This window comes from Leadbetterella byssophila DSM 17132 (genome assembly GCF_000166395.1).
Lineage (GTDB): Bacteria > Bacteroidota > Bacteroidia > Cytophagales > Spirosomataceae > Leadbetterella > Leadbetterella byssophila.
The window spans coordinates 463,515-487,213 of record NC_014655.1; the positions used below are offsets into that span (position 1 = coordinate 463,515).

Annotated in this window: 25 protein-coding genes and 1 tRNA gene; 22 read left to right on the forward strand and 4 right to left on the reverse strand. The window is 41.2% G+C overall.

Annotation, left to right across the window (positions count from 1 at the left end):
• The first annotated feature begins 60 nt into the window (after positions 1-60).
• On the forward strand, positions 61-495 hold the full coding sequence (tnpA, locus tag LBYS_RS02140; RefSeq protein WP_013407263.1) for an IS200/IS605 family transposase: 435 nt from the start codon (positions 61-63) through the stop codon (positions 493-495).
• Positions 485-1,333 carry a toll/interleukin-1 receptor domain-containing protein gene (locus LBYS_RS19800; protein WP_013407264.1) on the forward strand — a complete coding sequence of 283 codons (849 nt, stop codon included), beginning with the start codon at positions 485-487 and terminating at the stop codon, positions 1,331-1,333. Before tnpA ends, LBYS_RS19800 begins: the two co-directional genes overlap by 11 nt.
• 479 nt (positions 1,334-1,812) lie before the next feature.
• Here LBYS_RS19800 and LBYS_RS02150 read toward each other — a convergent pair.
• The 3 genes from LBYS_RS02150 to LBYS_RS02160 all read right to left on the reverse strand — a co-directional run bounded on the left by LBYS_RS02150 (position 1,813) and on the right by LBYS_RS02160 (position 3,325).
• Positions 1,813-1,899 (reverse strand) — tRNA-Ser (locus LBYS_RS02150).
• An 18-nt stretch (positions 1,900-1,917) separates the two neighbouring features.
• Entirely contained in the window at positions 1,918-2,964 is a 1,047-nt protein-coding gene (locus tag LBYS_RS02155; protein WP_013407265.1) for an asparaginase, read from the reverse strand.
• Complete coding sequence (locus LBYS_RS02160; RefSeq protein WP_013407266.1) at positions 2,954-3,325, reverse strand: tetratricopeptide repeat protein; 372 nt, start codon at positions 3,323-3,325, stop codon at positions 2,954-2,956. Before LBYS_RS02160 ends, LBYS_RS02155 begins: the two co-directional genes overlap by 11 nt.
• A 45-nt stretch (positions 3,326-3,370) precedes the next feature.
• On the opposite strand from LBYS_RS02160, the gene LBYS_RS02165 reads away from it, so the two are divergent.
• From LBYS_RS02165 to meaB, 16 genes are all read left to right on the forward strand, one after another.
• A complete protein-coding gene (locus LBYS_RS02165) occupies positions 3,371-4,105 on the forward strand; it encodes an electron transfer flavoprotein subunit beta/FixA family protein (RefSeq protein WP_013407267.1) in 735 nt (244 codons plus the stop codon).
• A gap of 19 nt (positions 4,106-4,124) precedes the next feature.
• Positions 4,125-5,075: an electron transfer flavoprotein subunit alpha/FixB family protein gene (locus tag LBYS_RS02170; RefSeq protein ID WP_013407268.1), complete on the forward strand. Its 951-nt coding sequence runs from the start codon at positions 4,125-4,127 to the stop codon at positions 5,073-5,075.
• Positions 5,076-5,144: 69 nt separating this feature from the next.
• Positions 5,145-7,262, forward strand: a complete 2,118-nt coding sequence (locus LBYS_RS02175) for an OmpA family protein (protein WP_013407269.1) — start codon at positions 5,145-5,147, stop codon at positions 7,260-7,262.
• A 25-nt stretch (positions 7,263-7,287) separates the two neighbouring features.
• On the forward strand, positions 7,288-8,241 hold the full coding sequence (locus LBYS_RS02180; protein WP_013407270.1) for a glycosyltransferase family 2 protein: 954 nt from the start codon (positions 7,288-7,290) through the stop codon (positions 8,239-8,241).
• Entirely contained in the window at positions 8,238-9,953 is a 1,716-nt protein-coding gene (locus LBYS_RS02185) for a glycosyltransferase family 39 protein (protein WP_013407271.1), read from the forward strand. Before LBYS_RS02180 ends, LBYS_RS02185 begins: the two co-directional genes overlap by 4 nt.
• A 4-nt stretch (positions 9,954-9,957) precedes the next feature.
• A complete protein-coding gene (locus LBYS_RS02190) occupies positions 9,958-10,884 on the forward strand; it encodes a glycosyltransferase (protein ID WP_013407272.1) in 927 nt (308 codons plus the stop codon).
• Positions 10,884-11,084: a hypothetical protein gene (locus LBYS_RS02195; RefSeq protein ID WP_013407273.1), complete on the forward strand. Its 201-nt coding sequence runs from the start codon at positions 10,884-10,886 to the stop codon at positions 11,082-11,084. The genes LBYS_RS02190 and LBYS_RS02195 overlap by 1 nt, the downstream gene beginning before the upstream one ends.
• 42 nt (positions 11,085-11,126) lie before the next feature.
• Positions 11,127-11,507 (forward strand): glycine cleavage system protein GcvH, encoded by a 381-nt coding sequence (gene gcvH / locus LBYS_RS02200; protein ID WP_013407274.1) that lies wholly within the window; start codon positions 11,127-11,129, stop codon positions 11,505-11,507.
• Between the two features lie 56 nt (positions 11,508-11,563).
• Complete coding sequence (locus LBYS_RS02205; RefSeq protein WP_013407275.1) at positions 11,564-12,823, forward strand: dihydroorotase; 1,260 nt, start codon at positions 11,564-11,566, stop codon at positions 12,821-12,823.
• The gene (locus LBYS_RS02210) at positions 12,820-13,326 is read left to right on the forward strand and encodes a DUF4199 domain-containing protein (RefSeq protein WP_013407276.1); all 507 of its coding nucleotides are present in this window, start codon (positions 12,820-12,822) and stop codon (positions 13,324-13,326) included. Before LBYS_RS02205 ends, LBYS_RS02210 begins: the two co-directional genes overlap by 4 nt.
• Before the next feature lies 1 nt (position 13,327).
• Entirely contained in the window at positions 13,328-13,843 is a 516-nt protein-coding gene (locus LBYS_RS02215; RefSeq protein WP_013407277.1) for a DUF4199 domain-containing protein, read from the forward strand.
• A gap of 3 nt (positions 13,844-13,846) precedes the next feature.
• Entirely contained in the window at positions 13,847-14,572 is a 726-nt protein-coding gene (gene gldF / locus LBYS_RS02220) for a gliding motility-associated ABC transporter permease subunit GldF (RefSeq protein WP_013407278.1), read from the forward strand.
• Entirely contained in the window at positions 14,569-15,360 is a 792-nt protein-coding gene (locus LBYS_RS02225) for a PhzF family protein (RefSeq protein ID WP_013407279.1), read from the forward strand. The genes gldF and LBYS_RS02225 overlap by 4 nt, the downstream gene beginning before the upstream one ends.
• Before the next feature lie 104 nt (positions 15,361-15,464).
• Positions 15,465-16,517, forward strand: a complete 1,053-nt coding sequence (gene queA, locus LBYS_RS02230; protein WP_013407280.1) for a tRNA preQ1(34) S-adenosylmethionine ribosyltransferase-isomerase QueA — start codon at positions 15,465-15,467, stop codon at positions 16,515-16,517.
• Complete coding sequence (locus LBYS_RS02235; RefSeq protein ID WP_013407281.1) at positions 16,517-17,197, forward strand: 2-C-methyl-D-erythritol 4-phosphate cytidylyltransferase; 681 nt, start codon at positions 16,517-16,519, stop codon at positions 17,195-17,197. Before queA ends, LBYS_RS02235 begins: the two co-directional genes overlap by 1 nt.
• Positions 17,181-18,107, forward strand: a complete 927-nt coding sequence (meaB, locus tag LBYS_RS02240) for a methylmalonyl Co-A mutase-associated GTPase MeaB (protein ID WP_013407282.1) — start codon at positions 17,181-17,183, stop codon at positions 18,105-18,107. The genes LBYS_RS02235 and meaB overlap by 17 nt, the downstream gene beginning before the upstream one ends.
• On the opposite strand, the gene pckA is transcribed toward meaB, so the two are convergent.
• On the reverse strand, positions 18,088-19,596 hold the full coding sequence (gene pckA / locus LBYS_RS02245; RefSeq protein ID WP_013407283.1) for a phosphoenolpyruvate carboxykinase (ATP): 1,509 nt from the start codon (positions 19,594-19,596) through the stop codon (positions 18,088-18,090). The two genes, meaB and pckA, sit on opposite strands and share 20 nt — an antisense overlap.
• Positions 19,597-19,876: 280 nt before the next feature.
• Here pckA and LBYS_RS02250 point away from each other — a divergent pair, with 280 nt between their 5' ends.
• The 4 genes from LBYS_RS02250 to LBYS_RS02265 all read left to right on the forward strand — a co-directional run bounded on the left by LBYS_RS02250 (position 19,877) and on the right by LBYS_RS02265 (position 23,694).
• The gene (locus tag LBYS_RS02250) at positions 19,877-21,178 is read left to right on the forward strand and encodes a neutral/alkaline non-lysosomal ceramidase N-terminal domain-containing protein (RefSeq protein ID WP_013407284.1); all 1,302 of its coding nucleotides are present in this window, start codon (positions 19,877-19,879) and stop codon (positions 21,176-21,178) included.
• Complete coding sequence (locus tag LBYS_RS02255; protein ID WP_013407285.1) at positions 21,175-21,714, forward strand: NADPH-dependent FMN reductase; 540 nt, start codon at positions 21,175-21,177, stop codon at positions 21,712-21,714. Before LBYS_RS02250 ends, LBYS_RS02255 begins: the two co-directional genes overlap by 4 nt.
• Positions 21,711-22,895 (forward strand): DUF3472 domain-containing protein, encoded by a 1,185-nt coding sequence (locus tag LBYS_RS02260; protein ID WP_041823385.1) that lies wholly within the window; start codon positions 21,711-21,713, stop codon positions 22,893-22,895. Before LBYS_RS02255 ends, LBYS_RS02260 begins: the two co-directional genes overlap by 4 nt.
• A 91-nt stretch (positions 22,896-22,986) precedes the next feature.
• Positions 22,987-23,694 carry a zinc metallopeptidase gene (locus LBYS_RS02265; protein ID WP_013407287.1) on the forward strand — a complete coding sequence of 236 codons (708 nt, stop codon included), beginning with the start codon at positions 22,987-22,989 and terminating at the stop codon, positions 23,692-23,694.
• The last annotated feature ends 5 nt before the right edge of the window (positions 23,695-23,699 follow it).

The window sequence follows — 23,699 nt, forward strand, 5'->3', positions numbered from 1 at the left end:
GCGAGAAACAACAGCAAAACCGTTTCAACGGTTTAAAAAACAAGAATTAAAGAATTGAATATGCCACATTCATACAACAAAATATGGATACACGCCATTTGGGCAACGAAAGCAAGAATACCATTGGTACATCAAAACATTGAACAAAACGTTTATCAATTTATTTCAAATCAATTGCGGGAACAAGGTTGCCCGGTAAGAATCATCAATGGTATGCCCGACCACATTCATTGTTTGTTTTTATTAAATCCTCAAAAATCAATTGCGGAAGTTATCAAGCAAATTAAAGGCAGCAGCTCTCATTTTATCAACCAAAATAACTTAATACCAGAGAAATTTGCGTGGCAAACGGGATATGCCGCCTATTCGGTTTCTGAATCTGGAATTGAGAAGGTTTTTCAATACATCAAGTGTCAAAAAATGCACCACCGCAAAAAGTCATTTCAGGAAGAGTACGATGCGTTTATTAAACTTTACGGATTAAATGAGCATTGATTACATAACCAGACAAATCGCAAATGTTGACCGAGATATAAACTCGATAGAAAGGATTATTCATCCAATTGATGCGAACATTACTCGTAAGCAGAAAGAAGCTCATAGTTTACTTGACAAAATTGCCAGAGAAAAAGACCTTAAAAGAATGATTGGCTATCAAAAAGATTTAACCAAGAAGAATGAAGAAATCAATAAACTTGAAAAGGATAAAAGTTCGAAATCAAAATCTTTAGCGGATAAGCAGAAAAAGAAACTTGAACTTCTAAGCAAACTCAATAAAGAAGAACAAAAGGAAAGAGACAAGACAAAGAAGGAACAGAAAGAAATGTTGACTTTGCAACAACAGATTACTAGGGAAATGGAAAAGCAGAAAATGCAATCCCTACATTCCTTTGATGTTTTAAAGCCACAGCCAATTATCCAGACAACTTATGATGTTTTTGTTTCCCACGCATCAGAAGACAAAGACGACTTTGTAAGAGATTTTGTAAAGTGTTTACAGCAAAACGGACTTAAAGTTTGGTATGATGAATTTACATTGAGAGTTGGCGACAGTCTTAGACGTTCCATTGACAATGGACTTAGAAATTCTCGCTACGGAATTGTAGTTCTATCAGAAGCATTTTTTAGCAAAGAATGGCCACAGAGAGAATTGGACGGACTTTTTGCAAGAGAAGTAAATGGAGAAAAAGTAATCCTTCCTATATGGCACAAAATCAGTAAAAACGAAGTAATGAAATTCAGTCCAATAATTGCCGATATGTTGGCATTGAACACATCAAGTTTTACAATTGAAGAAATTGCTAAAGAAATATCTGACAGAGTATTAAATTAAAAAAGAGACAGAAATGCCAACGCTTCACAGCCACACAATTACTCACTTTTTTGTTTATTTTTAATGGTGTTCGTGAATGCTTTGCATTTGCCAAGTCGCACAAGCCGGCACGCAAGCCAAATTTTTGCGCAAAGTGAGTGCAGAGCCAAACTTGTTTGAGCTATGCCGAGCGTAGCAAAAATCAGCAAAGCTAAACTTGGCGGCAGCGTGTGTCTGTCCTATCGCACAACCAACAGACAATCAGAACGTAAGACAGAAGGGCAGCAGCTAACAGCGGTTTGGCGTAATGGCGGGTTAAGTGAGAAATTGAAAGTTTAGCTTCGCTGCTACTTCGTGGTCTCCTTTTTTTCGTCGCAACAGCCTTTTATAGGAAAGGATTAGTTTAGCCGCTAATCTTCATGGATCAATCCTAATCATCCCCCCTAAGCTTATAAAACAACAAAACCAACTGAAAATCAGTTGGTTTTGTTATAATCAAGCAGAGAGGAAGGGATTCGAACCCTCGATACAGTTACCCGTATACTACCTTTCCAGGGTAGCTCCTTCAACCACTCGGACACCTCTCTGTGGAAGGGAGTGCAAAATTAAGGTAAAGAAATTTCTCCTGCCAGATTTTGGGCAAAAATTTCTTCTAATTTCTGATCCTCTTGGCATAGACCCCACATCATCTTTCCAACGGCCGCTTCCAGCGTCATATCAGACCCGGAAATTACGCCAATGTCCTTCATACGTTTACTGGAAGCGTATTTTCCCATGGTTACCTTTCCTCCGGTACATTGGGTGATGTTTAACACCGTCTTGCCTGAAGAGATACCTTCTGCCAGGATATCTATAAACCAATCTGCCGATGGAGCATTCCCGGATCCATAGGTCATCATGATGATGCCGCGGGTATTCTCGTTCAATACATGTTTCTTCAATATCTCTTTGCTTATTCCCGGGAATAGCGTCAGCACGCTGACCTGATCTGACATCTCATCGTAGAACCTTGTCTCGCCTTCTACATATCGGATATGCCTGAAATTGTACTCTATGGATACTCCTATCTCTGCCAGATAAGGATAGTTCTCCGAGTCAAAAGCATCAAATTGCGAGCTCTCACGCTTTCTGGCTCGGTTGCCCCTTAGTAGCCTGCCGTTAAAATAGATGCAAACTTCCGGTACCACCGCCTTGCCGTTTAACCTGGCTCCCGCAATCTCAATGCTCGTAATCAGGTTTTCTCTCGCATCCGTCCTAGGTATGCCTATGGGCAATTGCGCTCCTGTAAATACTATTGGCTTCTTAGGATTATGAATCAGGAAGCTCAACGCAGAAGCAGTGAATGCCATAGTATCCGTACCGTGAATGATGACAAAACCATCAAACTCATGATAATGCTTCTGTATGATGCCCGCTATAGTGAGGTATATCTCCGCATTTACATCTGAGGAGTCTATGGGCTTCTCAAAGGATACCAAATGTATGGCCGAAGACAATAGATTTAACTCGGGCAGTTTCAATAAGGTTTCTCTAAAGCGGAAGGGTACAAGGGTACGCTTGTTCTCATCAAACACCATACCTAAGGTACCTCCGGTGTAGATGATCAATATGCGTTCTTCTCCCTCCTTTATTTGTACGGGATTAAAAGTCATCTTGTGTTTCTGTTTTAAATAGCGCGTAACTTGAATTCAATTCACGATGAGCCTTCTCGTTCCCTTGAGCCTCTGCTAATGCTATTCCTTTAATAAAGATAGCTTCCGCTTCGTCCCATAGGTCTCTGTCAAAGAAGTAATTCGCCGCCTTGTAGTAGGTAGGCAGATAGTCCGGAAATTCCTTCAGTAAATGTCTGAAGATTTCTTCTGCACGTAAGTCGCCCGCAGAAATATATTCCAAGGCCAGTGCATAATGATTAAAAGGGTCATCCGGAAAATTTTCTATTTCATCTTGTAAATATTTTATTCTTTGCGCTTGCATTCTTTGATGATGAAGAGTAGTTTTGTAAATGTTATGCATGCATAACATTTTTTGTTTTTTCGAATTCAAAAGTACGCAATAATTATGAAAATCTTGGTTTGTATATCGAGTGTGCCGGACACCACTTCAAAGATTGCCTTTGAAGAAGGAAATACTCGTTTCTCAAAAGCGGGAATCCAGTACATCATCGGTCCTTATGATGATTATGCTTTAGCCAGAGGTGTGGAGCTGAAAGAAGCTACAGGCGGAAGTTTGACGGTTTTGAATGTAGGACAAGCAGATGCAGAGCCTCAAATCCGAAAAGCTTTAGCCATAGGTGCGGATACGGCCGTACGTATTGATGCAGAGCCTACTGATTCCTATTTCGTAGCTGCAGAAATTGCAAATTATGCAAAAGATAAAGGTTTCGATCTCATCTTGATGGGTAGAGAAACTACTGATTATAATACAGGTGTAGTTCACGGTATGGTAGGAGAGATGTTGGGGATTCCTTCCTTCTCACCGGTAATGGAGCTGAATGTAGAGGGCAGTAAAGTAGTGCTTTCTAAAGAGATTGAGGGCGGCAAGGAGAAATTAGAAACCAGTTTGCCGCTTGTACTGGGTTGCCAGGAGCCTATAGCAGAATGGAAGATTCCAAGCATGAGAGGAATCATGGGAGCAAGGACGAAACCTATAGAAGTGATATCTCCTTCTTCCTCAGCTAATACTGCGGTGATGAATTATGACCTTCCACCTGCTAAGGGTGCGGTTAAAATGATTCCGGCTGAGCAAGCTGAGACCTTAATTGAGCTTTTACAAAAGGAAGCCAAAGTTTTATAATCCCAAATTTCTGAAAATCATGTCTGTATTAATATTTGTTGAACTAGGAGAGGGAAGTATCAAGAAGAATTCCCGCGAGGCTATCGTTTACGGAAGTAAGGTAGCGGCTCAGGTAGGTGGTACGGCTATTTCCCTTGCTATAGGTGAGGCTTCTGAGTCAGAATTAGCAAAGGCCGGAAACTATGGCGCATCAAAGGTTATCTATGTAAAGAAAGAGGAAAACATCATGGCTTATGCTAAGGTCCTGAAAGATGTGATCCAAAGCACTGGCTCGAAGATCGTCGTTGCCTCCAAAAGCTCTCTTTCAGATGCCGTTTTAGCTCGCGCAGCAGGCGCATTGAATGCAGGGTTCGTGGCTAACGCCGTTGAACTTCCGGATACTTCTTCGGGATTCGTGGTTAACAGAAGCATTTTCTCGGGGAAGGCATTTGCCAAGACATCCATCTCTTCTGAGGTTAAATTCTTAACCATCAAAAAGAATATCATAGCTGTAGAGGAATCAGGTTCTTCGGCATCGGTTGAAAACCTAGACATTGCCACTGCGGCGGAAGACGGAAGCGCCAAAACCATTGCTGTGGAGAAAGCCAGTGGAACCGTTTCACTCCCGGAAGCTGATATCGTAGTTTCAGGGGGTAGAGGCATGAAAGGTCCGGAACATTGGCAACCATTATTGGATCTTGCAGATGCTTTAGGAGCTGCTACGGCTTGCTCCAAACCTGTATCTGATCTGGATTGGAGACCTCACCATGAACACGTGGGTCAAACGGGAGTTAAAGTTGCTCCAAACCTGTATATCGCTTGCGGTATCTCAGGCGCCATTCAGCACCTGGCCGGAGTAAACTCTTCAAAGGTTATTGTGGTGATCAATAAGGATCCTGAAGCACCATTCTTTAAAGCGGCCGACTATGGAATAGTGGGCGATGTCTTCGAAGTCCTGCCTAAACTTACGGCAGCCGTAAAGGCTTTATAAATTCTTTGCGACAGGCCAAAAGCCTGTCGCATTTTCGTTTTAGAGGTACATGTGTTATCTTTGGCACTTATGGTTAAAGGGTTAATAAAAACATTTGTACTCTTATTCCTGACCTGGGCTTCTTTTGCTCAGGAAGTACAGTGGGCTTCCAAAGTACTGGAAAAATCTTCTGAAACGGTAGATGAGAAATTTTCTCCCAAGCACAGAGCTATTCAGGTGCTAGGCCCTCCTAGTGTTCTGCCCCAAACCATCTCTTCTGCCTGCTCATGGCGTCCTACAGGGACTTCTTTCGGAGAGGACTACATCAAAGTGGCTTTTGATAAACCCCAAAAAGTGAAGCAAATCATTGTAGGCGAAACTGTTGGGCCGGGAGCGGTAGGTCGAATCTTTGGTTACACTACCAAAAATAAAGAAGTTCTTCTTTACGAAAGTCAAGGAGATAACTTTAGGAAGCAACCGGGCATTTGGAATCAATTCATTCCGGAAACTGAGGAAGAAATAGCCGCTTTGAAATTAGTCATTGTACATTCCCTGAACAAAGGCATCAAGGAGTATGACTGTATTGGCATTTCCTCTTCCTCTGAACCTTATGTAGCTACCGTCAATGTGGCCCAAAATCTACCTAAAGATCTCAAGAAAGAAAATTTAGGCCCTTCTGTTAACACCAAATACAGTGAAGTGGCTCCTTTGGTCTCACCAGATGGGAAATATTTGTACTTCAGTAGATGGGATCACCCAAAGAACTTTAAACCGGCAGGTTCAAACGAAAGTACTTTAGACGTTTGGGTATCTACCTTAGCTGCTAATGGAACCTGGGAGCCGGCAAAGAACATGAGCACGTCCATCCATCATTCGGCTAAGAATGGTGCGGCGACCATAGCCATGGACGGTAAAAGCATATACGCTCTGAATGTTGAAGTGGGTAGGGGGAAATTTGACGCGGGACTCACAAAAGTCAGCTTGAAAAACAATAAATGGGTCAATAAGCGCCCTATTAAAATAGCTAATTTCGAGGCTTTGTCTTACTACAATTCACAGGATAGGCAACTTAAAAAAGAGACAGAATTCTCCATGAGTTCTGACGAGAAATTTCTGGTGATGGGACTGGTGCGTAAGGATTCTTATGGCGACAAGGATCTATACGTATCGTTTAAAACCGGAGAAGATTCCTATTCAAAGCCCGTTAATCTAGGGCCAGTGATCAATACAGCAGGAAATGAAGGTTCTCCTTTTCTTGCGGCCGACAATAAAACCTTGTACTTCAACTCGAACGGTCACCCCGGATATGGAGATATGGATATCTTCATGAGTACGAGATTAGACGATACGTGGACGAACTGGACAGAACCTGTAAACCTGGGGCCTCAAATCAATAGCCCCGAATTTGACGGTTATATTTCTATCCCGGCCTCCGGTGAGTATGCCTATTTCAGTTCCGCCAAGAATTCCATGGGGCTGGATGACCTGTTTAAAGTCAAATTATTCCCAAGTATCCAACCGGAATCTGTGGTTCTGATGGAATTCAGTTTCGTAGATGAAATATCCGGTCAAAGTATTGAACCCAAAGTGTCCATTTCTCCTCAGGTAGAATGGGTCTGGGATGAAGAAACCAAAATATTTAAGACCATTTTCCAGCCCGGTCAAACCTATGAGCTAAAAGCGGAGTCTTCAGGATATCCTAGTTTTAGCCAAAGTCTGGATTTTAGAGAAGTGAAAGAATATCTCGAGAAGAAAGAGGTGTACAAGTGGAGAAAAATAGGTCAAGAGTCGATAGCTCAAACAGCTCCGAAAACCGTTAATGCGGAACCGGAGAGCGTAAAAGATATGGTCATTGAAGCCGGAAAGAAGATCGTATTGAGGGAGGTTTATTTTGATCAAAGTAAGGCGGAGCTCCGACAAGAATCTTTTGTGGAGCTGGATAGAATCAAGAAGATCATGATGGAACATCCCGATATGGTTATTTTACTCGAAGGACACACGGATAATCAAGGGGATGCCAATCTCAATTTTAAATTGGCCGAGCAAAGAATCTTAAACGTTAAGAACTATTTGATAGAGGATGGCCAGATAAAAGAGGAGAGGATTCAATTGAAATCCTGGGGCCAATATCGTCCGTTAGTGAAGAACACTACAGAAGAAGAAAGAAGGAAAAACCGCCGTGTAGAGTTTACCATTCTGAAAATGTAATATTTTTGCCAAAATAATAAGTTTTATGATCCCAAAGCTGCTATTAGTCTTGCCCTGTTATAATGAAGAAGCCATCTTGCATCTGACTGATGCTAAGTTGAATACCTTTTATGACGAACTGATTTCTCAGGGTTTGATCAGTGCAGAAAGCAAGATCTGCTATGTCAATGATGGGAGTAGAGATGCTACATGGAATATCATTGATAGACTTACCAAATCAAATTCCCGCATTTTAGGCGTTAAACTTTCTAAAAACTTCGGTCACCAGAATGCCCTTTTGGCGGGTTTGTTTGAATATAAGGGATTATTTGATTGTTATATCTCCATAGATGCAGATCTACAAGATGATATCTATGCCATTCCTCCTATGATAGAAAAGTTTAAGGAGGGTGCATCTATAGTTTATGGCGTTAGGGACGATAGAAGTACTGATACCTTTTTTAAGAAGTTTACCGCTGAATCCTTCTATAAGGTCATGCAATGGTTAAAGGTGCCGGTGGTGTTCAATCATGCAGATTTCAGATTGATCGATAACAGGGTGCTTACGGAACTGGAACATTACCGTGAAGTGAACATGTTCATTCGGGGGATCATTCCTACCATAGGATTCAAAAACGATAAGGTCTTCTATAAAAGATTGGAGCGCGAGGCAGGAGAAACCAAATATCCTCTGAAGAAGATGTTGACCTTTGCCTGGAATGGGGTAACCTCGTTCTCCACCATGCCTATGCGCTTCGTGCTTTACTTTGGAGCATTTAGCTTTGTACTTTCCTTATTACTTGCTGTGTATGTCTTGTATACAAAGTTTGCAGGTGTAACCACGTCTGGTTGGGCATCTACTCTTCTTATGATGGCATTTTTTAATGGATCTAATATGATGGCCATAGGGCTGATCGGCGAATATGTGGGTAAGATCTATGAAGAAGTGAAAGCTCGTCCAAGATATATCGTTGAAAAGAGTACCCCTTTAGAGGCATGAGAAAGTACATTCTACTCTTTTTCCTGGGAGTTATAGCTTTAAGTTTTCGTTTGTATAGACTAGACGCTCGTGGTCTGATCACAGACGAAAAATTTACCTTGCTGAATGCAAACGGCTTTTGGGTAGGGGGAGCTAACCAATCGGCTTTTAAGAAGACCTACTTCACTGCACAGGATTTTTGGGAGAAGAAAGGTCCCCAAGACTTTATGGATGCTAGTGCGAATGCAGATTTTGGTACGCACATGGTACATAACGTCATCCTACATTATTGGATGAAGGTCTTCGGGAATTCTGATTTTTCGGTTAGAATGCCAGGCTTGATCTTTAATGTACTGACGGTACTACTGATTTACCTTTTGGTCCTAAAATACTTTAGATCTTATAGCATGGCTTTCCTGGCGGGATTGCTATTTGCCATAGATCCATTGAACATAGCTCAAAGTCATATCGCTAGAAGTTACCCGCTTTCATTCTTCCTGATTACTCTGGCTACGGCTTATTTTGTAAAGTTAGTTTCGGGAGAGAATTCTAAGAAAAACTTCGTGATCTATGCTGTTCTTATAGGTTTAGCGATGCTGAATCATTACATGAACTTCTTTGTGCCTTTGCTTCATGTATTGATATTTTTGGTCATTAGGAATAAGAGTCACCTATGGACCGGTTTTATTTTGGCGGCATTGGCAAATGCCTTGTTGCTGTTTTATTGGTTCAATTGGGGAGGAGGAAAAGGAGCTATGGGTTTCCTAAAGGACAAGAATGAGATTCATAAGAAGATTGCAGAGAATCTTCAGGATGAGTTGAGTCAAACCATTCAATTGGCAAGTCCTGATGTGATAGCAAAAAAGGGAATTGCATTGTACTACGACATTAGCGTTATAACTCACGGCCTTTTTGAAGATATCAAAGGGGTGAAGGTGTTTTTGAGTTCTTTGTTATTAGCTATTGGTATACTTTTATCAGTTCAAGGGCATAAGTATAAGCGCTATGCAGGCCTGTTCTTGTCTCTGCTGATTCTGGCTTTGGAAAGAATCTATCTGGGAAGTATTTTGGCTTCGGCGGCATTGTTTGTGGCGTTTTATTATGCTGTTAAGTACCTTTTGGAAACCAGGAGATATGAGGCGGAGAAGCAGGAATTTGTCTGGTTATGCATGGGCCTTGGGATGTTGATATTACCGCTTATTTTTGTGGTTAGAGATGCATATTTGAGTGGAAACACCACAAGTTTAACGCATAGATATATAGGTAATGCTTCACCGTTTGTAGTGATCTTAGTATCCATAGGCGTGATCAGAGCTGCTCAGGAAAAGGTCATATTAGGAGCTTTAATGCTCTTTTTAATGATTTTTCAATGGACAAATATCCAAAAAGGCATTCAGGATTATTTTGCAGACAGATCCGTTTATAATGCTTATTTTGTACCTGAAAGGGTGCCTAATCCGTACGCTGCCTTAGCAAAAGAAATTCAGGAAAAGGCTGCATTGGGAGATACTTTGGTTATTCCCGGTGCATATAAGGATAAGTACGAAGAAAGGTTCGACAAAGGGGGAACGGTATCTTATAAAGATGCTCAATTCTTGAATCTGTATTTTCCGAAGGATTATGCATTGATCCAATATGTTGACCCCAAGGAGAGAGAAAGATTGTATCTGAAGAAGAAGGACGGAGAGAGAGTATTATTGTTCGATTTTAAAGGCGAAGAATATCGCTACTAAACCTATGAAAATAAAGATCATTTTGCCGGTATTTAACGATTGGGAAGCCTTGAGGCTTTTGATCGAAAAAACCTATCAATTGTATCACGGCAAACCCTACCACATATCTTTTCTGGCAGTGGACGACTGTTCCAGTATTCCCTATAACAAAGAGGATTTCAAGGATTATGACTTAGAGGTACTACACCTGATCAGTAATCAAGGTCACCAGAGAGCCATAGCTATAGGACTATCTTATTTTGCTGATCACAATGACGCAGATAAGGTGATAGTGATGGATTCTGACGGAGAGGATCAGCCGGAGCACATAGAAGCCCTCTTAGAAAAGGCGGAACAGGAACCGGAGAAGATCATTTTTGCGCAACGTAAGAAGAGAACGGAATCCTTGCTTTTCCGTGTGTTTTATAAGATCTATAAGTTCGTATTCAAATTGCTGACCGGAAACATCATAACCTTCGGTAATTACAGCTTGATTCCGGCAAAGCAAGTAAAAAAATTAGCGAACGTATCAGAACTATGGAATCATTATCCGGGTGCTATAATTCGTTCCCGACTGCCCTTTGATTCCATTCCTCTGGACCGAGGTACCCGATTAGCAGGTAAGTCTAAGATGAATTTCAGCTCTTTGGTTCTGCATGGTATGAGTGCAGTCTCTGTATTTGTGGACGTGACGGCGGTGCGCATTGTCATGTTTGCTGCATTTATGATCATATCATCAGTGGTAGGAGTGTTGATAGTGTTATACTTCAAATATGTTCTTGGACAAGCTACTCCGGGTTGGGCAACTTCCGTGATATCGGGTTTGTTTATCGTGTTTATTCAAGGCTTTTTTATAGCCATGTTTATCTTGTTCATGGTGTTAAGTTCGAGGAGATACACTAGCTTTATTCCATATTTTGGGTACAAGAAATTTATAGACTTTGTAGAGTGATGGAGGAGTTTCTTAGCTATTTGCAAAAGAAGAAGATTGATGCCCATGCTTTTAAGCAGCATGAGCCTGAAATCTTTGCGGAATGGGCAGAGGAATTTGGTCAAATGCATCCTGAAAGTTTCACTTCTAGGAAGAAGTATTTTATAAATCCTATACGTAGGAAATATCTTTTGAAAAGCCCTAGTGAAGCTTTGGGATAATTAAACTAAAATCGTATTTTTGGGTCAAAATACATCGAATCTATGAATTTTCCTGAAGGAATTAAGTACACGCAAGAGCACGAATGGATCCGCCTAGAAGGGGATGTGGCTACAGTAGGTATCACTGATTTTGCTCAGAGTGAACTGGGTGACATCGTTTTTGTGGAGGTTGAAACCGTAGGTGAATCTCTTGGTGAAAATGAAGTTTTCGGAACAGTAGAAGCTGTAAAAACAGTTTCAGACCTTTATTTGCCCATCAGTGGTGAGGTGTTAGAGGTTAATGAGAAATTATCAGATGAGCCGGAGTTAATCAACAACGACCCTTATGGCGATGGCTGGATTATCAAACTTAAAGTGGATAATGTAGCTGACGTGGAGAAATTGATGGACGCAGAGACCTACAAAAGCTCGGTGGGGCATTGATTCCTTAAATTAAAATATAGGATAGCCCATTTGTTGGGCTATTTTTTTGTATACGGATGGAGCGATTAGTCAAAAATATAAAAGTCATAGATAAAAATTCTCCCTACCACGGTCAGAAAGTTGATCTGTTGGTATCAGGAGGAAAGATCGTCGGCATCAATACGGAGTCAAAAGCGGAAGTATTTGATGGAACCGACTTATGTGTATCTCCGGGTTGGACGGATGGGGGTACCCATTTTAAGGATCCGGGATACGAGTGGCTAGATGATCTGAATTCGATTCATGAAGCGGCCGCTTATGGTGGATTTACCCGAGTTATTGGTTTTCCGAATACCACACCGGTCATTCAAACCAAAGAGGCCATAACTTATTTCGAGCATTTTAACCGTACTAAGCCTGTACAACTCCTTAATCTAGCAGCCGTAACGCGCGAGTGTAAGGGGGAAGATTTTACGGACATGATAGACCTGCATAAAGGTGGTGCCGTAGGATTTTCTGACGGAAAAGAAGCCATTCAAAATTCAGACATCTTCCTTAAGACACTGCTTTACTTACAGCCTTTGAATGCGGTATTGGTAGTTAAATCAGAAGATAAATATCTGAGCATGTACGGTCAAATGCATGAAGGGGTTACTTCTACTTTATTAGGTATGAAAGGTATTCCTTCTGCCGGAGAGGAATTGATGATAATGAGGAACCTGAAACTTCTGGAATATAGTGGTGTGCAGTCTTCATTGCCGGTACTTCATTTCTCTACTATCTCTACCAAAGGTTCTGTAGAATTGATTCGTGAAGCGAAAGCAAAAGGGTTGCCGGTATCTTGTGATATAGCTGCGCATCATTTGGTTTTCAAAGATGAGGATCTTATGGGATTTGACACCCACTATAAGGTGTATCCTCCTTTCAGATCTACGGAGGATATAGAAGCCTTATTAGAAGGTTTGAAGGATGGTACCATAGATATGGTGATCTCAGATCACAATTCTTGGGATGCAGAGCATAAGACCTTGGAGTTTGATGTAGCTGAATTTGGAGCAGTTGGCCTACAAACGGTATTCTCCGTATGTGTAGAAAAATTGGGACTGGATCTAGCTATGGAGAAATTGGTTTATAATCCTAGAAATATCTTCCGTCTTCCTACGAGTTCAATTAAGGAGGGAGAAGAAGCAGATTTGACCATCTTCTCAGTAGAGGAGGAATATGAGTGCTCAGAAGATTACTTAAAATCGAAAGGGAAGAACACTCCATTTTTAGGTAAGGTCTTAAAAGGCAGGGCGAAGGCCGTAGTGAATAATAGACAATTCAAAAGCTTATGAATCCTATAGTTAGAAAATCTTTGATCTTTGGATCCATAGCAGGTGGAGTTTGCTTCTTATTCTTTTTGGTGATGTATTTTTTGAATCCCAATCCACTGGCGCTAAGACGGCCTGATTTGGGTATTAATATCATTTTTATAGGTGTAGCCATTTGGTATTACAAGAGAGAGAATGGAGGCTATCTTCATTTCTATGAAGGGTTTTCTTTAGGATTTTTGACGAATATTATCGCCGCTTTGCTAACTGGCGTCCTTATTTTTTTATTTTTGCAATATGTGGATGTGCGTCCCTTCGAAGAATGGACGGCGTGGAGTAAGAATTTACTACTGACTGATAGAGAAAGGAGCAAAGAGTTAATGAATGAACAAACCTTTCAGCAACTTCTTAAATCCTTTGAGGAGAAGTCCCCGGCTGTCATCATAGGAGATGAACTAATCTTTAAACAAATAGCAATTGTAGCCTGTACTTTATTTAGTATGGGTATGCGTAAAATCAAACCTTAATATGGAAAAAGTTTCTACTGCACGTATCGCACTAAAATGGGGTCTTATCTTCGGTCTAGTAAGTATTGTTATCAATACAATAGTGTACACTTTTAATCTATTGGAGCATCAAATGTTGAATGGTTTGATCTCCTTAGTATTGTCTTTTGCCATCCTGTACTTTGCCTTTAAAGAGTTTCGTGATCTGAATAACGGATTCATGAAGTTTGGCCAAGGCGTAGGTTTGGGAAGCTTGTTGTTTGTGACTGCGGGAGTTTTAGCTTCTACTTATGATTTGGTGTATAAAAGAGTTATTGATCCTACAGTTATTGAAAAGCAGTTGGATTTAATCCAACAGCAAAACGAGAAGATGGGGATGTCTCCTGAAATGATAGAACAGGCTATGGAGAAATCTAGACCTTTTATTGAAGGACCTTTTGCTTTTGTAATCATGGTGCTTTCGCTTGCGTTCATCGGCTTGTTGTGCTCTTTAATTATGGCGGCCATCATGAAGAAGAATCCGCCGGTTTTTGAATAATATATGTGGAGTATTTTTAGGAAAGAAGTTGCCTCCTTTTTCAATTCATTAATAGCATATATCGTTATTGGGGTCTTTTTACTCCTTAATGGTTGGTTGTTTTGGATCTATCCTGAAACCAGTATTCTGGATTATGGATATGCGGAGATGGATACTTTTTTCCAACTGTGCCCTTTTATACTTTTGTTTTTTATTCCTGCGGTTACCATGAGGACCTTTTCGGAAGAGTTGAGGTCCGGTACCATGGAGTATTTATTAACTCGCCCTGTCTCTCTTTGGGGAATAATTCTAGGTAAATATCTTTCATGTTTGTTGATCTTTTGCCTGGCATTACTTCCTACTTTGATTTATTACTTTAGTCTATATGTACTAGGTAATCCCGCAGGAAATATAGATTCTGCGGCAGTAGCAGGCTCGTATTTCGGGTTGATGTTACTGGCTGGTGTTTATGCTGCCATTGGTGTTTTTCTATCTTCTTTGACCAAAAATCAGGTGGTGGCCTTTCTGGTGTCAGCTCTGGTTTGCTATGTGGTTTTTGTAGGTTTGGATCAGTTCTCTCAATTGTTTTCCGGTAGTGTCCAATACTTAATCGCGCAGGTAGGATTAAGTATTCATTATAATTCCCTAGGTAAGGGTGTCTTAGACAGTAGAGATATCATCTATATGGGTAGTGTCTCTGTTTTGTTTCTCTTGTTAACATATCAATCATTAAACAACATTCGTAAATGATTTCGCTAAAGATCTTTCACATTAACACTTTCAGTTCAGAAGATTTTAAAGGTAATCCGGCGGGGGTGGTTCCTATGGATTTCTGGATTTCTGATGATTTGATGCAAAAGATTGCAAACCAGAACGGCTTGTCTGAGACGGCATTTTTTGTAAAAACGGTGAGAGGTTTTGCCATTCGTTGGTTTACTCCTGAGGTAGAAGTGCCTCTATGCGGGCATGCTACATTAGCCAGTGGTTATGTTTTGACTGAGTTCATGAATCATCCGGATGAAAGAATTTTGTTTGAAAGTAAAAGTGGGGATTTGGAATTTGTCAAAAAGGATGGACTCTTTTATTTGGATTTTCCTGCTTTTGAAAGCCATGAAATTTCTTTAGATTTTCCGTTCCAAAAAGCTTTGGGTGTTCAACCACAGAAAGTGTATCAAGCGAATGAAGATATCATGGCCGTGTTTAGAAATGAAGAGGAGATTGCTCAGATCAGGCCAGATTTTCACGCCTTATTGAAATTAAAGGGTAGAGGTTTGATTGTTACAGCTCCAGGTAAGAAGGTGGACTTTGTTTCCCGATTCTTCGCACCTAGTTTAGGTATTAATGAAGATGCAGTAACGGGCTCTTCTTTTACTAAGCTTTTCCCTTACTGGTCTAAGGAACTAGGTAAAACGGAATTTCAGGCCATGCAGATTTCCGAAAGAACAGGTAAGGTGACTGGACAGGTGCTGAACGGTAGGGTATTGATAGGTGGAGAGGCCATGCCGTACCTGAAAGGGGAGATTTATATCAAAAGCTGACAATATTTACGCATTTACTTGACAACCCCTTCTTGCATTTCGTATTTTTGTGATTATATTATAGTATGTTAGCTAAAGACTATAGCTAAATTAATCACTTCTAAATGAAATTATCATCTTTTAAATTTGATCTCCCGGATAGTTTGATAGCACAACATCCTTATGAGGATCGTGATGGTGCACGTATGATGGTTCTTCATAGAAAGACCGGGAAGATTGAGCATAAGCAGTTTAGAGATATTATTGAGTATTTCGGTGACGGAGACGTCATGGTAGCGAATGATACAAAAGTATTCCCTGCACGTCTTTATGGTTCTAAGGAAAAAACAGGAGCTAAGATCGAAGTATTCCTGTTAAGAGAGCTTAACAGAGAAATGCGTTTGTGGGACGTTTTGGTGGATCCTGCAAGAAAAATTCGCGTGGGCAACAAGCTGTACTTCGGAGATAGCGACTTAGTGGCTGAAGTAATAGATAACACTACTTCCCGTGGTAGAACCATTCGTTTCTTGTTTGATGGAAATCATGAGGAAATGATGCAAGCCATTTACGAATTAGGTGAAACACCCATCCCTAAGGACATTCTTCAAAGGGAAGTGGCGGATTATGATGAGGAAAGGTTCCAAACCATCTTTGCTAAGAACGAAGGTGCTGTAGCTGCTCCTATTGCTGGAATTCACTTTACTAAGAACATTGTTCGTAGAATGGAAATCAATGGTGTTGATTTTGCCCCATTGACTTTACATATAGGAATCGGAACCTTTAGACAGGTTGAAGTGGAGGATTTGACTAAACATAAGACAGATTCTGAAAACTTCTTCATTCCTGAAGCTACCTGTAATATAGTTAACCGAGCATTAGATGAGAACAAGAGAGTTTGTGCTATTGGTAGTACTTCTCTTCGTGCTATGGAGAGCTCGGTTTCTGCTAATAACCGGTTGAAGCCATTGGACAATGCCTGGACAGATAAGTTTATCTTCCCTCCATTTGACTTCAAAATTGCGAATGCCTTGTTGACGAACTTCCATTTGCCGGAGTCCATTTTGTTGATGACTACCTGTGCATTTGGTGGATACGATACCGTAATGGAAGCGTATCAAGTGGCTATTAAAGAGAAATACAAGTTCTTCACCTATGGTGATGCTATGTTGATCATATAATGTCCCAAAAGATTGCAGTGATCGTAGCGTCCGGCACGGGTAGCAGAATGGGGTCAGAAATTCCAAAACAATTTCTCCCCCTGAACGGTAAGCCCGTGCTGGTGCACACACTGGAGAAATTCTTATCCATACACGACTGTCACATTATTCTTGTTCTTTCTGAAGCCGGTAAAGCATATTGGCAGCCTATATCTGAACAGTTCTTCCCTGATACTTATATTCCGGTCATTACGGGTGGAGATACCCGATATCAATCCGTGAAGAATGCACTGAATTCCCTGGATACGGATGTGCCTACTATAGTAGCCATTCATGATGCAGTTCGTCCTTTAGTTCCATTAAACGTAATTCTTAATGCTTACGTAGTGGCAGAGCAATTTGGATCCGCCGTTACCTGTGTAGATAGTAAGGACTCTGTTCGTTTGATTACAGAAGATCGTAATCAAGCTCTGGAAAGGAAGAAAGTGAAGCTCATTCAGACTCCGCAAACCTTCCAGTGGGATATATTGAAAAAGGCGTATGAACTACCTTATATAGATAGCTTTACAGATGATGCCTCTGTAGTCGAAGCAGCGGGCTATACTATTCATCTGGTAGAAGGAAGTTATGCTAATCTAAAGATTACCACGCCTGAAGATCTTTTCTTAGCTGAACATTTACTTCATGAAAGCGCTCATTGATGGAATAATAAGAGGGGAGCGCCCTAGTTTGGCCAAAGCCATAACCCTGCTTGAAAGTTCCCTGCCTCAGGATAGGCAAAATGCCGCGGAACTTCTAAGATCTTTACCCAGTAATGATCGTCCTACCTTAAGGATAGGAGTGACCGGTGTGCCGGGAGTAGGCAAAAGTACCCTGATAGAATCCCTAGGCTTATCTTTTATTCAAGACGGTCACAAGGTGGCGGTCTTAGCTATTGATCCCTCTTCAACGGTTACCGGTGGTAGCATCTTAGGCGACAAAACCAGGATGCAGCAACTCTCTCAAGAAATGGATGCCTTTATACGTCCTAGTCCGTCTAAAGGGACTTTAGGGGGACTGAGTGAGCACACCCTACAATTGATCAAATTAGTGGAAGCGGCCGGGTTTGATCGCATTATTGTGGAGACGGTAGGGGTGGGGCAGTCGGAAACTGACGTAAAGCAAGTCTGTGATCTGGTCTTGCTCCTAACTATGCCCACAGTAGGTGATGAGTTACAGGGCGTCAAGAGGGGCATAATGGAAAGAGTGGATCTTGTGGTGGTCAATAAGATAGACCTTTATTCGGAGAAGATGGTTCAGGCTTTTTCTCAAGGGATTCGTCAGTCCATGCATTTGTACCAACAAGATTTGCCGGTTTTTCAAGTTTCAGCTGAAAGTGGTAGAGGAATGGAAGAATTGGTAGAATACCTGAGAAGACAAGAAGCCGGGGATAGAAAAGAAGCTGACTTGCTCGAGTTTAGATTGCGGCTCAACCAATTGCAGAAAGAACTTTGGGACGAAATGGTGGGTGGACTTCAAAAAGAATGGGAAGAAAAAGTTCTTCAGGGAGGCATGCTGCCTGAAGAGGCAGCATGGGAACTCCTGAACACGTTTAAACAGTCTCTACAGTGAATTTTTGATGATTTTTCTCGAACAGTGTGGAGAGCTTTTTGCTTTCCTCAAAATACTGTTCTTTGTTCTCCCATGTATTAGCAGGATTTAGTAGGAGAGAAGGCACTCCTGGGCAACAAAGCGGCATTTCCACACCAAAAATGGGGTGTTTTTGAGTAATTACTCCTTTTAATTCACCTTTCAAAGCTGCGCTGATCATAGCTCTTGTATAACTTAGTTTGATCCGGGAGCCTACTCCGTAACCTCCGCCGGTCCATCCGGTATTCACCATCCAAACCTGTGATCCGGACTCTGCAATCTTTTCCTTTAACATCTCCGCGTATGTACTCGGTTTTAATGGCAGGAAAGGTGCTCCAAAACAAGTGCTGAAAGTAGGTTTTGGCTCCTTTATTCCTTCTTCTGTTCCCGCGATCTTTGCGGTATAGCCGTTCAGGAAGAAGTACATGGCCTGATCAGCATCTAATTTACTGATAGGAGGTAATACGCCGAAAGCATCACAGGTCAGGAAGAAAATGTTCTTTGGGGTTCCACCCATAGAAGGAATGACAGCATGTTTGATATAAGTCAAAGGATAGCTAACTCTTGTATTCTCCGTAATGGATTTGTTGCTAAAATCTATGCAATTAGAATCTTTATGGAATACCACATTCTCTAATAAGGCTTGTCCACGTATAGCTTGAAAGATTTGTGGTTCGTTTTCAGGGGAAAGGTCTATGACCTTAGCATAACATCCCCCCTCTAGATTGAAAACTCCATTGGGTGTCCATGCGTGCTCATCGTCCCCGATTAATCTGCGGTTAGGATCAGCACTCAAGGTCGTTTTGCCTGTGCCGCTTAAACCAAAGAATAGAGCTACATCTCCTTCTTTGCCTATATTAGCGCTGCAATGCATGGTTAAAACGTTCCTTTCCGAAGGTAATAAGTAGTTCATGACGGTGAACATCCCTTTTTTGATTTCTCCAGTATATCCTGTCCCGCCAATCAAGATGGTCTTGTGCTTTAGGGATATGATGGCAAAGTTGCCTTGTCGCGTACCGTGAATGTCAGGATTCGCATGGAAACCTGGGGCTTGGTATATGGTCCATTCTGATGTAAAATTCTCGTCCTTTTCTATAAACATATTGTCTACGAAAAGGCTGCTGTCAGGCCACTCGGTATAACAGGTTAAGCCTATTCTATATTCGGGATCAGCGCCTACATATACTTCCTTGCTCCAAATCTCAGGTTTGGTATTCAGGTAGGAGATGAGGTCTGTCCTTAATTGCAAAAAGTGCTTTTCATCAATAGGAAGGTTAAAGTCATTCCAGTCTACATGTTCAGCTCCTTCCTTTACAAAGAACTTATCTTTGGGACTTCTGCCAGTAAACTTGCCCGTTCTCACTACGGGAGCGCCAGTTTCACAATGGGATGCTAATCCTAATTTGACCGCTTGCTCTATTAAAAGTTCAGGCTTGAGGTTTTGATGAATTTGTGTTGAAATAGCCGTCATACTGCCTTTTTGATTATATTAGGAATTGCACCCTTTAATTCTCATTTTTGGAGCATTAAAGGGTAAATTCCCGAGGATGTTTATTGATGAAATATTTGTTTTGTGCAAATCTATGTAAATTATAGTTCAATTTTATCTAAATAAAATATTAAATTTATTTATTAATAAAAGTAGAGCTTAAAAATATAAATAGTTGAAAATAAGTAAAATATAAAACAACCGATTGTCTAATGTTATAATCTATTGCAATTTTTTCTAAGTATAGTCTAAAATTTGGTATATGAGAAAATTTATAAAATTTGTTTTGGTCTTCTTTGTCGTAATTCTGGTCCTTTTGTTGGCTCTGGTGCAGTGGATTCCGCGCACACCTTACGAACAGACCGAACATTTTAAGGAGTGGAGAAACATGGATTTGGATTTTGAACAGATAGATTCCACTTATGAGGTAGGATGGGCGAAAGAGAATATCACTCCTGATTTTTCTGTGCCATTGGCCGGGTTTGGGAAGAGAAAGGGTAGGCATTTTGAGTCTGTACATGATTCTATTTATGTAAGGGCTTTTGCTATACGTTCAGGAAAGCGGATTATCCATTTGGTGTCAGCAGACCTATTGTTTATTCCACCTAAGGTGGTGGAAAAACTGGTGGCGAAAGGGGTAGACCTGAGAAATGTCCATTTAGCAGCTACACATAGTCACAGTAGTATTGGAGGCTGGGAAAGCAGTATTACAGGTATGCTTTTTGGAGGGAAATATGATCAAAGAGTAGTAGACTTTTTAGCGGATAAGTTTTATTTCGCCATCCAACAGTCCACATTAAACTTGAGTCCGGGAGAAATCACCTATGGAGAGGTTATAGATGACGAGGACGTAAGGTTCAGGATGAATTCAGATGACGGGGTAAGAGATAGAGAGATACGCGGCTTAAGTTTTATAAAAGATACGGGAGAAAGAGCACACTTGGTTACTTATTCTGCGCATAACACTACTTTGGGGGATAGAAATTCCCAACTTTCACGAGACTATTCCGGAGTCTTAGTGGATTCCCTGCTGCCTGATTTCGGAGCTTATATGGCGGGGGCAGTTGCAGGAATGGGACCAGTAGAAGTGGGGGACACTGAGTTTGATGAGGCGAAGCATCAGGGCGCAGGTGTTTATAAACATTTTCAAAAGAGAACAGAGAAAAAGGTAGGCGCCGGTTTGGTTTCAGAATGGATAAAGATCCCTCTTCCAAAACCCGTGGCTCGATTGAGTAAACATTGGGGTCTAAGGCCTTGGGTCTTTAGGTGGGCCTTTGGGGATTATGATGCATATGTCAAGGTCACACGTCTAGGTTCAACCTTACTATTGGGCATGCCTGCAGATTTTTCCGGTGAAATTATGGTTGAACTGGATGAATACGCCACAGCGAAAGGTTTGGATTTGATCATAACGAGTTTTAATGGAGGGTATATTGGCTATATTACACACGATAAAAGATACGACTCCGGACACTATGAAACCGTAACCATGTCTTGGTATGGGTATCAGAGTGGAGGATATTTTACACAAATTTCAAAGGATATAATTGACCGTTTAAAATGAAGATCAAAATTATTTCAGGAAGTCCACGACAAAGAAGTTTAACCGTGCGGGTGGCGAAGCACCTTTTAAAAAGATTGAAGGAAGAGAAGGTAGATGTAGAACTCATTGATTTGAGAGAACATCAGATTCCATTTGTGGAAACCGTTTGGAGCACTTTGGATAAAGTGCCATCAGAATTCAAAGAATTAGGAGAAAAGATATTCTCAGCGGATGCTTTTATTTTGGTTTCTCCAGAATATAATGGCGGATATTCTCCGGCACTGAAGAATCTTTTAGACCATTTTCCTAAGCAAAGTAGAAAGGTATTTGGTATAGCTACCGCTACAGACGGAGCATTAGGGGCCATGCGCTCGGCGCAGCAACTCATTCAAATGGTGGCTGCCTTCTTTGGTATTCTGAGTCCTCAATTATTAATCACTCCACATGTAGACAAGAAATTTGACGAAGAAGGAAATTTAACGGATGATAGCTTCCAAAAGGCCATTGATACCTTCGTGAGTGAATTCCTTTGGTTAGCAAAAAAAATTAAGGATTGAAAAAGGTTATAATCCTGTGTTGGCTAGCACTAGGTGCTAAAGCGCAAATGATTCCTATAGAGGGCAATACTTGGGGTAAGTCACCGGAAGTGGAAATAGACCATCGCGGTATTAAGCAATGGAAGGATGGTAGAGGTGAATTGTATTTCTTTTCCAAAGAGCAGGGGCAGGCTGAAATTATCTTTTACAGTAAAGGACCTGTAGATATTCAGGTGAGTTTTCAAGGGGCTACTAAACATTTGAAGTTTTCGGGGGAACAAAGCCTGGGTGTATTTCCTATAGATCAAGTGGGTTACCATAGCTTGGTTATGGAAGGAAATGCGGAAAGTCTTCAGGGAGTAGAAGTAAAAGGGATAGAGACCACATTCGTCAAAGATGAGTTCTATTGGGGTAGAAGAGGCCCTTCTGTACATTTTACTTATTCTATGCCGGAAGAGAATGTAGAATGGTTGTATAACGAAGTGACCGTACCAGAAGGTGAGGATGTTATAGGCTCCTACTTCATGGCGAATGGATTTGCGGAGGGGTATTTTGGGATCCAGGTAAATTCTGAGGAGGAAAGAAGGATTTTGTTTTCGGTTTGGAGTCCTTACCAAACGGATGATCCGAACGCTATTCCGGAAGACCAAAGAATAACATTGTTGAAAAAGGGTAAAGGAGTCTATACGGGAGAATTTGGGAACGAAGGAAGTGGAGGTCAATCCTTTAAAAAGCACATGTGGAAAGCCGGACTCACTTATTCTTTCTTAACCAGAATCAGACCTTCAGAAGTGACGGGATCTACAGAGTATACGTCTTACTTTAAAGATGCTGAAACCGGAAAATGGGAGTTGATAGCTTCTTTTAGAAGACCTAAGACCAGTACTTACGCTAAGCGCTTTCATTCCTTTTTGGAGAATTTTATAACAGAGACGGGAGATCAACCCCGGAAGGTGTTATTTGGAAATACTTGGGTTAGGACGGTGAATGGAGAATGGAGGGAATTGACTCGGGCTCGCTTTACGGCAGACGCTACTGCTAGAAAGGGGAATCGTTTAGATTATACGGGAGGGGCGGAAGGACCGTACTTTTATTTAAAAAATTGTGGGTTCTTCTATGCGCCTGTTGAGCTAAATACCGTTTTTGATAGGGAAGCTTCCGGTAAGATTCCTCAGATCATTATGGAGGATTTGGAACGTTAATCCAGAAATTTTGCCGAATATCCACTTTTGAAAAGTGAGGGAAACTGTATATATTTAAGTTTTGTTAATTCAATAAAATAAACATAGAATAATGGGAGGATTAATTTTAATTGGTGTTGTCTTCATGATTATCGGAAGCTTGGTATCAAGCCGTCTAAAGAGCAAATTTGCGCAGTATTCGCAAATAGGCCTTTCCAATGGACTAAGCGGTGAAGCGATTGCCAGAAAAATGCTAGAAGATAATGGTATTTACGATGTGAAAATAACGCAAGTGGACGGTCAATTGACAGACCACTATAATCCTTTGGATAAGACGGTAAACCTAAGTGCGGATGTATATCACGGTAGAAGTGCTGCGGCTGCGGCAGTAGCTGCTCACGAAGTGGGTCATGCCGTGCAACATGCTCAGGCCTATGCAGCTTTGAAATTTAGATCTGCTATGGTTCCTGCAGTAAATATAGCATCTCGTGTGATGGGAATGGCAAACATGTTCTTGATGTTTGGTGGTGTGGCTTTATTGTCGCAAAACAACCCTATGGGAAATACACTTTTATTAGTGTTGATCGCAGCAAACGTAGCATTGGCTTTATTTGCTTTGGTTACCCTTCCGGTAGAATTTGACGCTAGTAAGCGTGCCTTAAACTGGATGGAAACTAGAAATGTAGTTTCACAGAGAGAGCATGGAATGGCGAAGGATGCCTTGAAATGGGCTGCCATGACGTATGTGGTTGGGGCTGCTGCTGCCATGGCTAACTTGCTATACTTTGTAATGATTTTCTTAGGGAGAAGAGACGATTAAGCCTT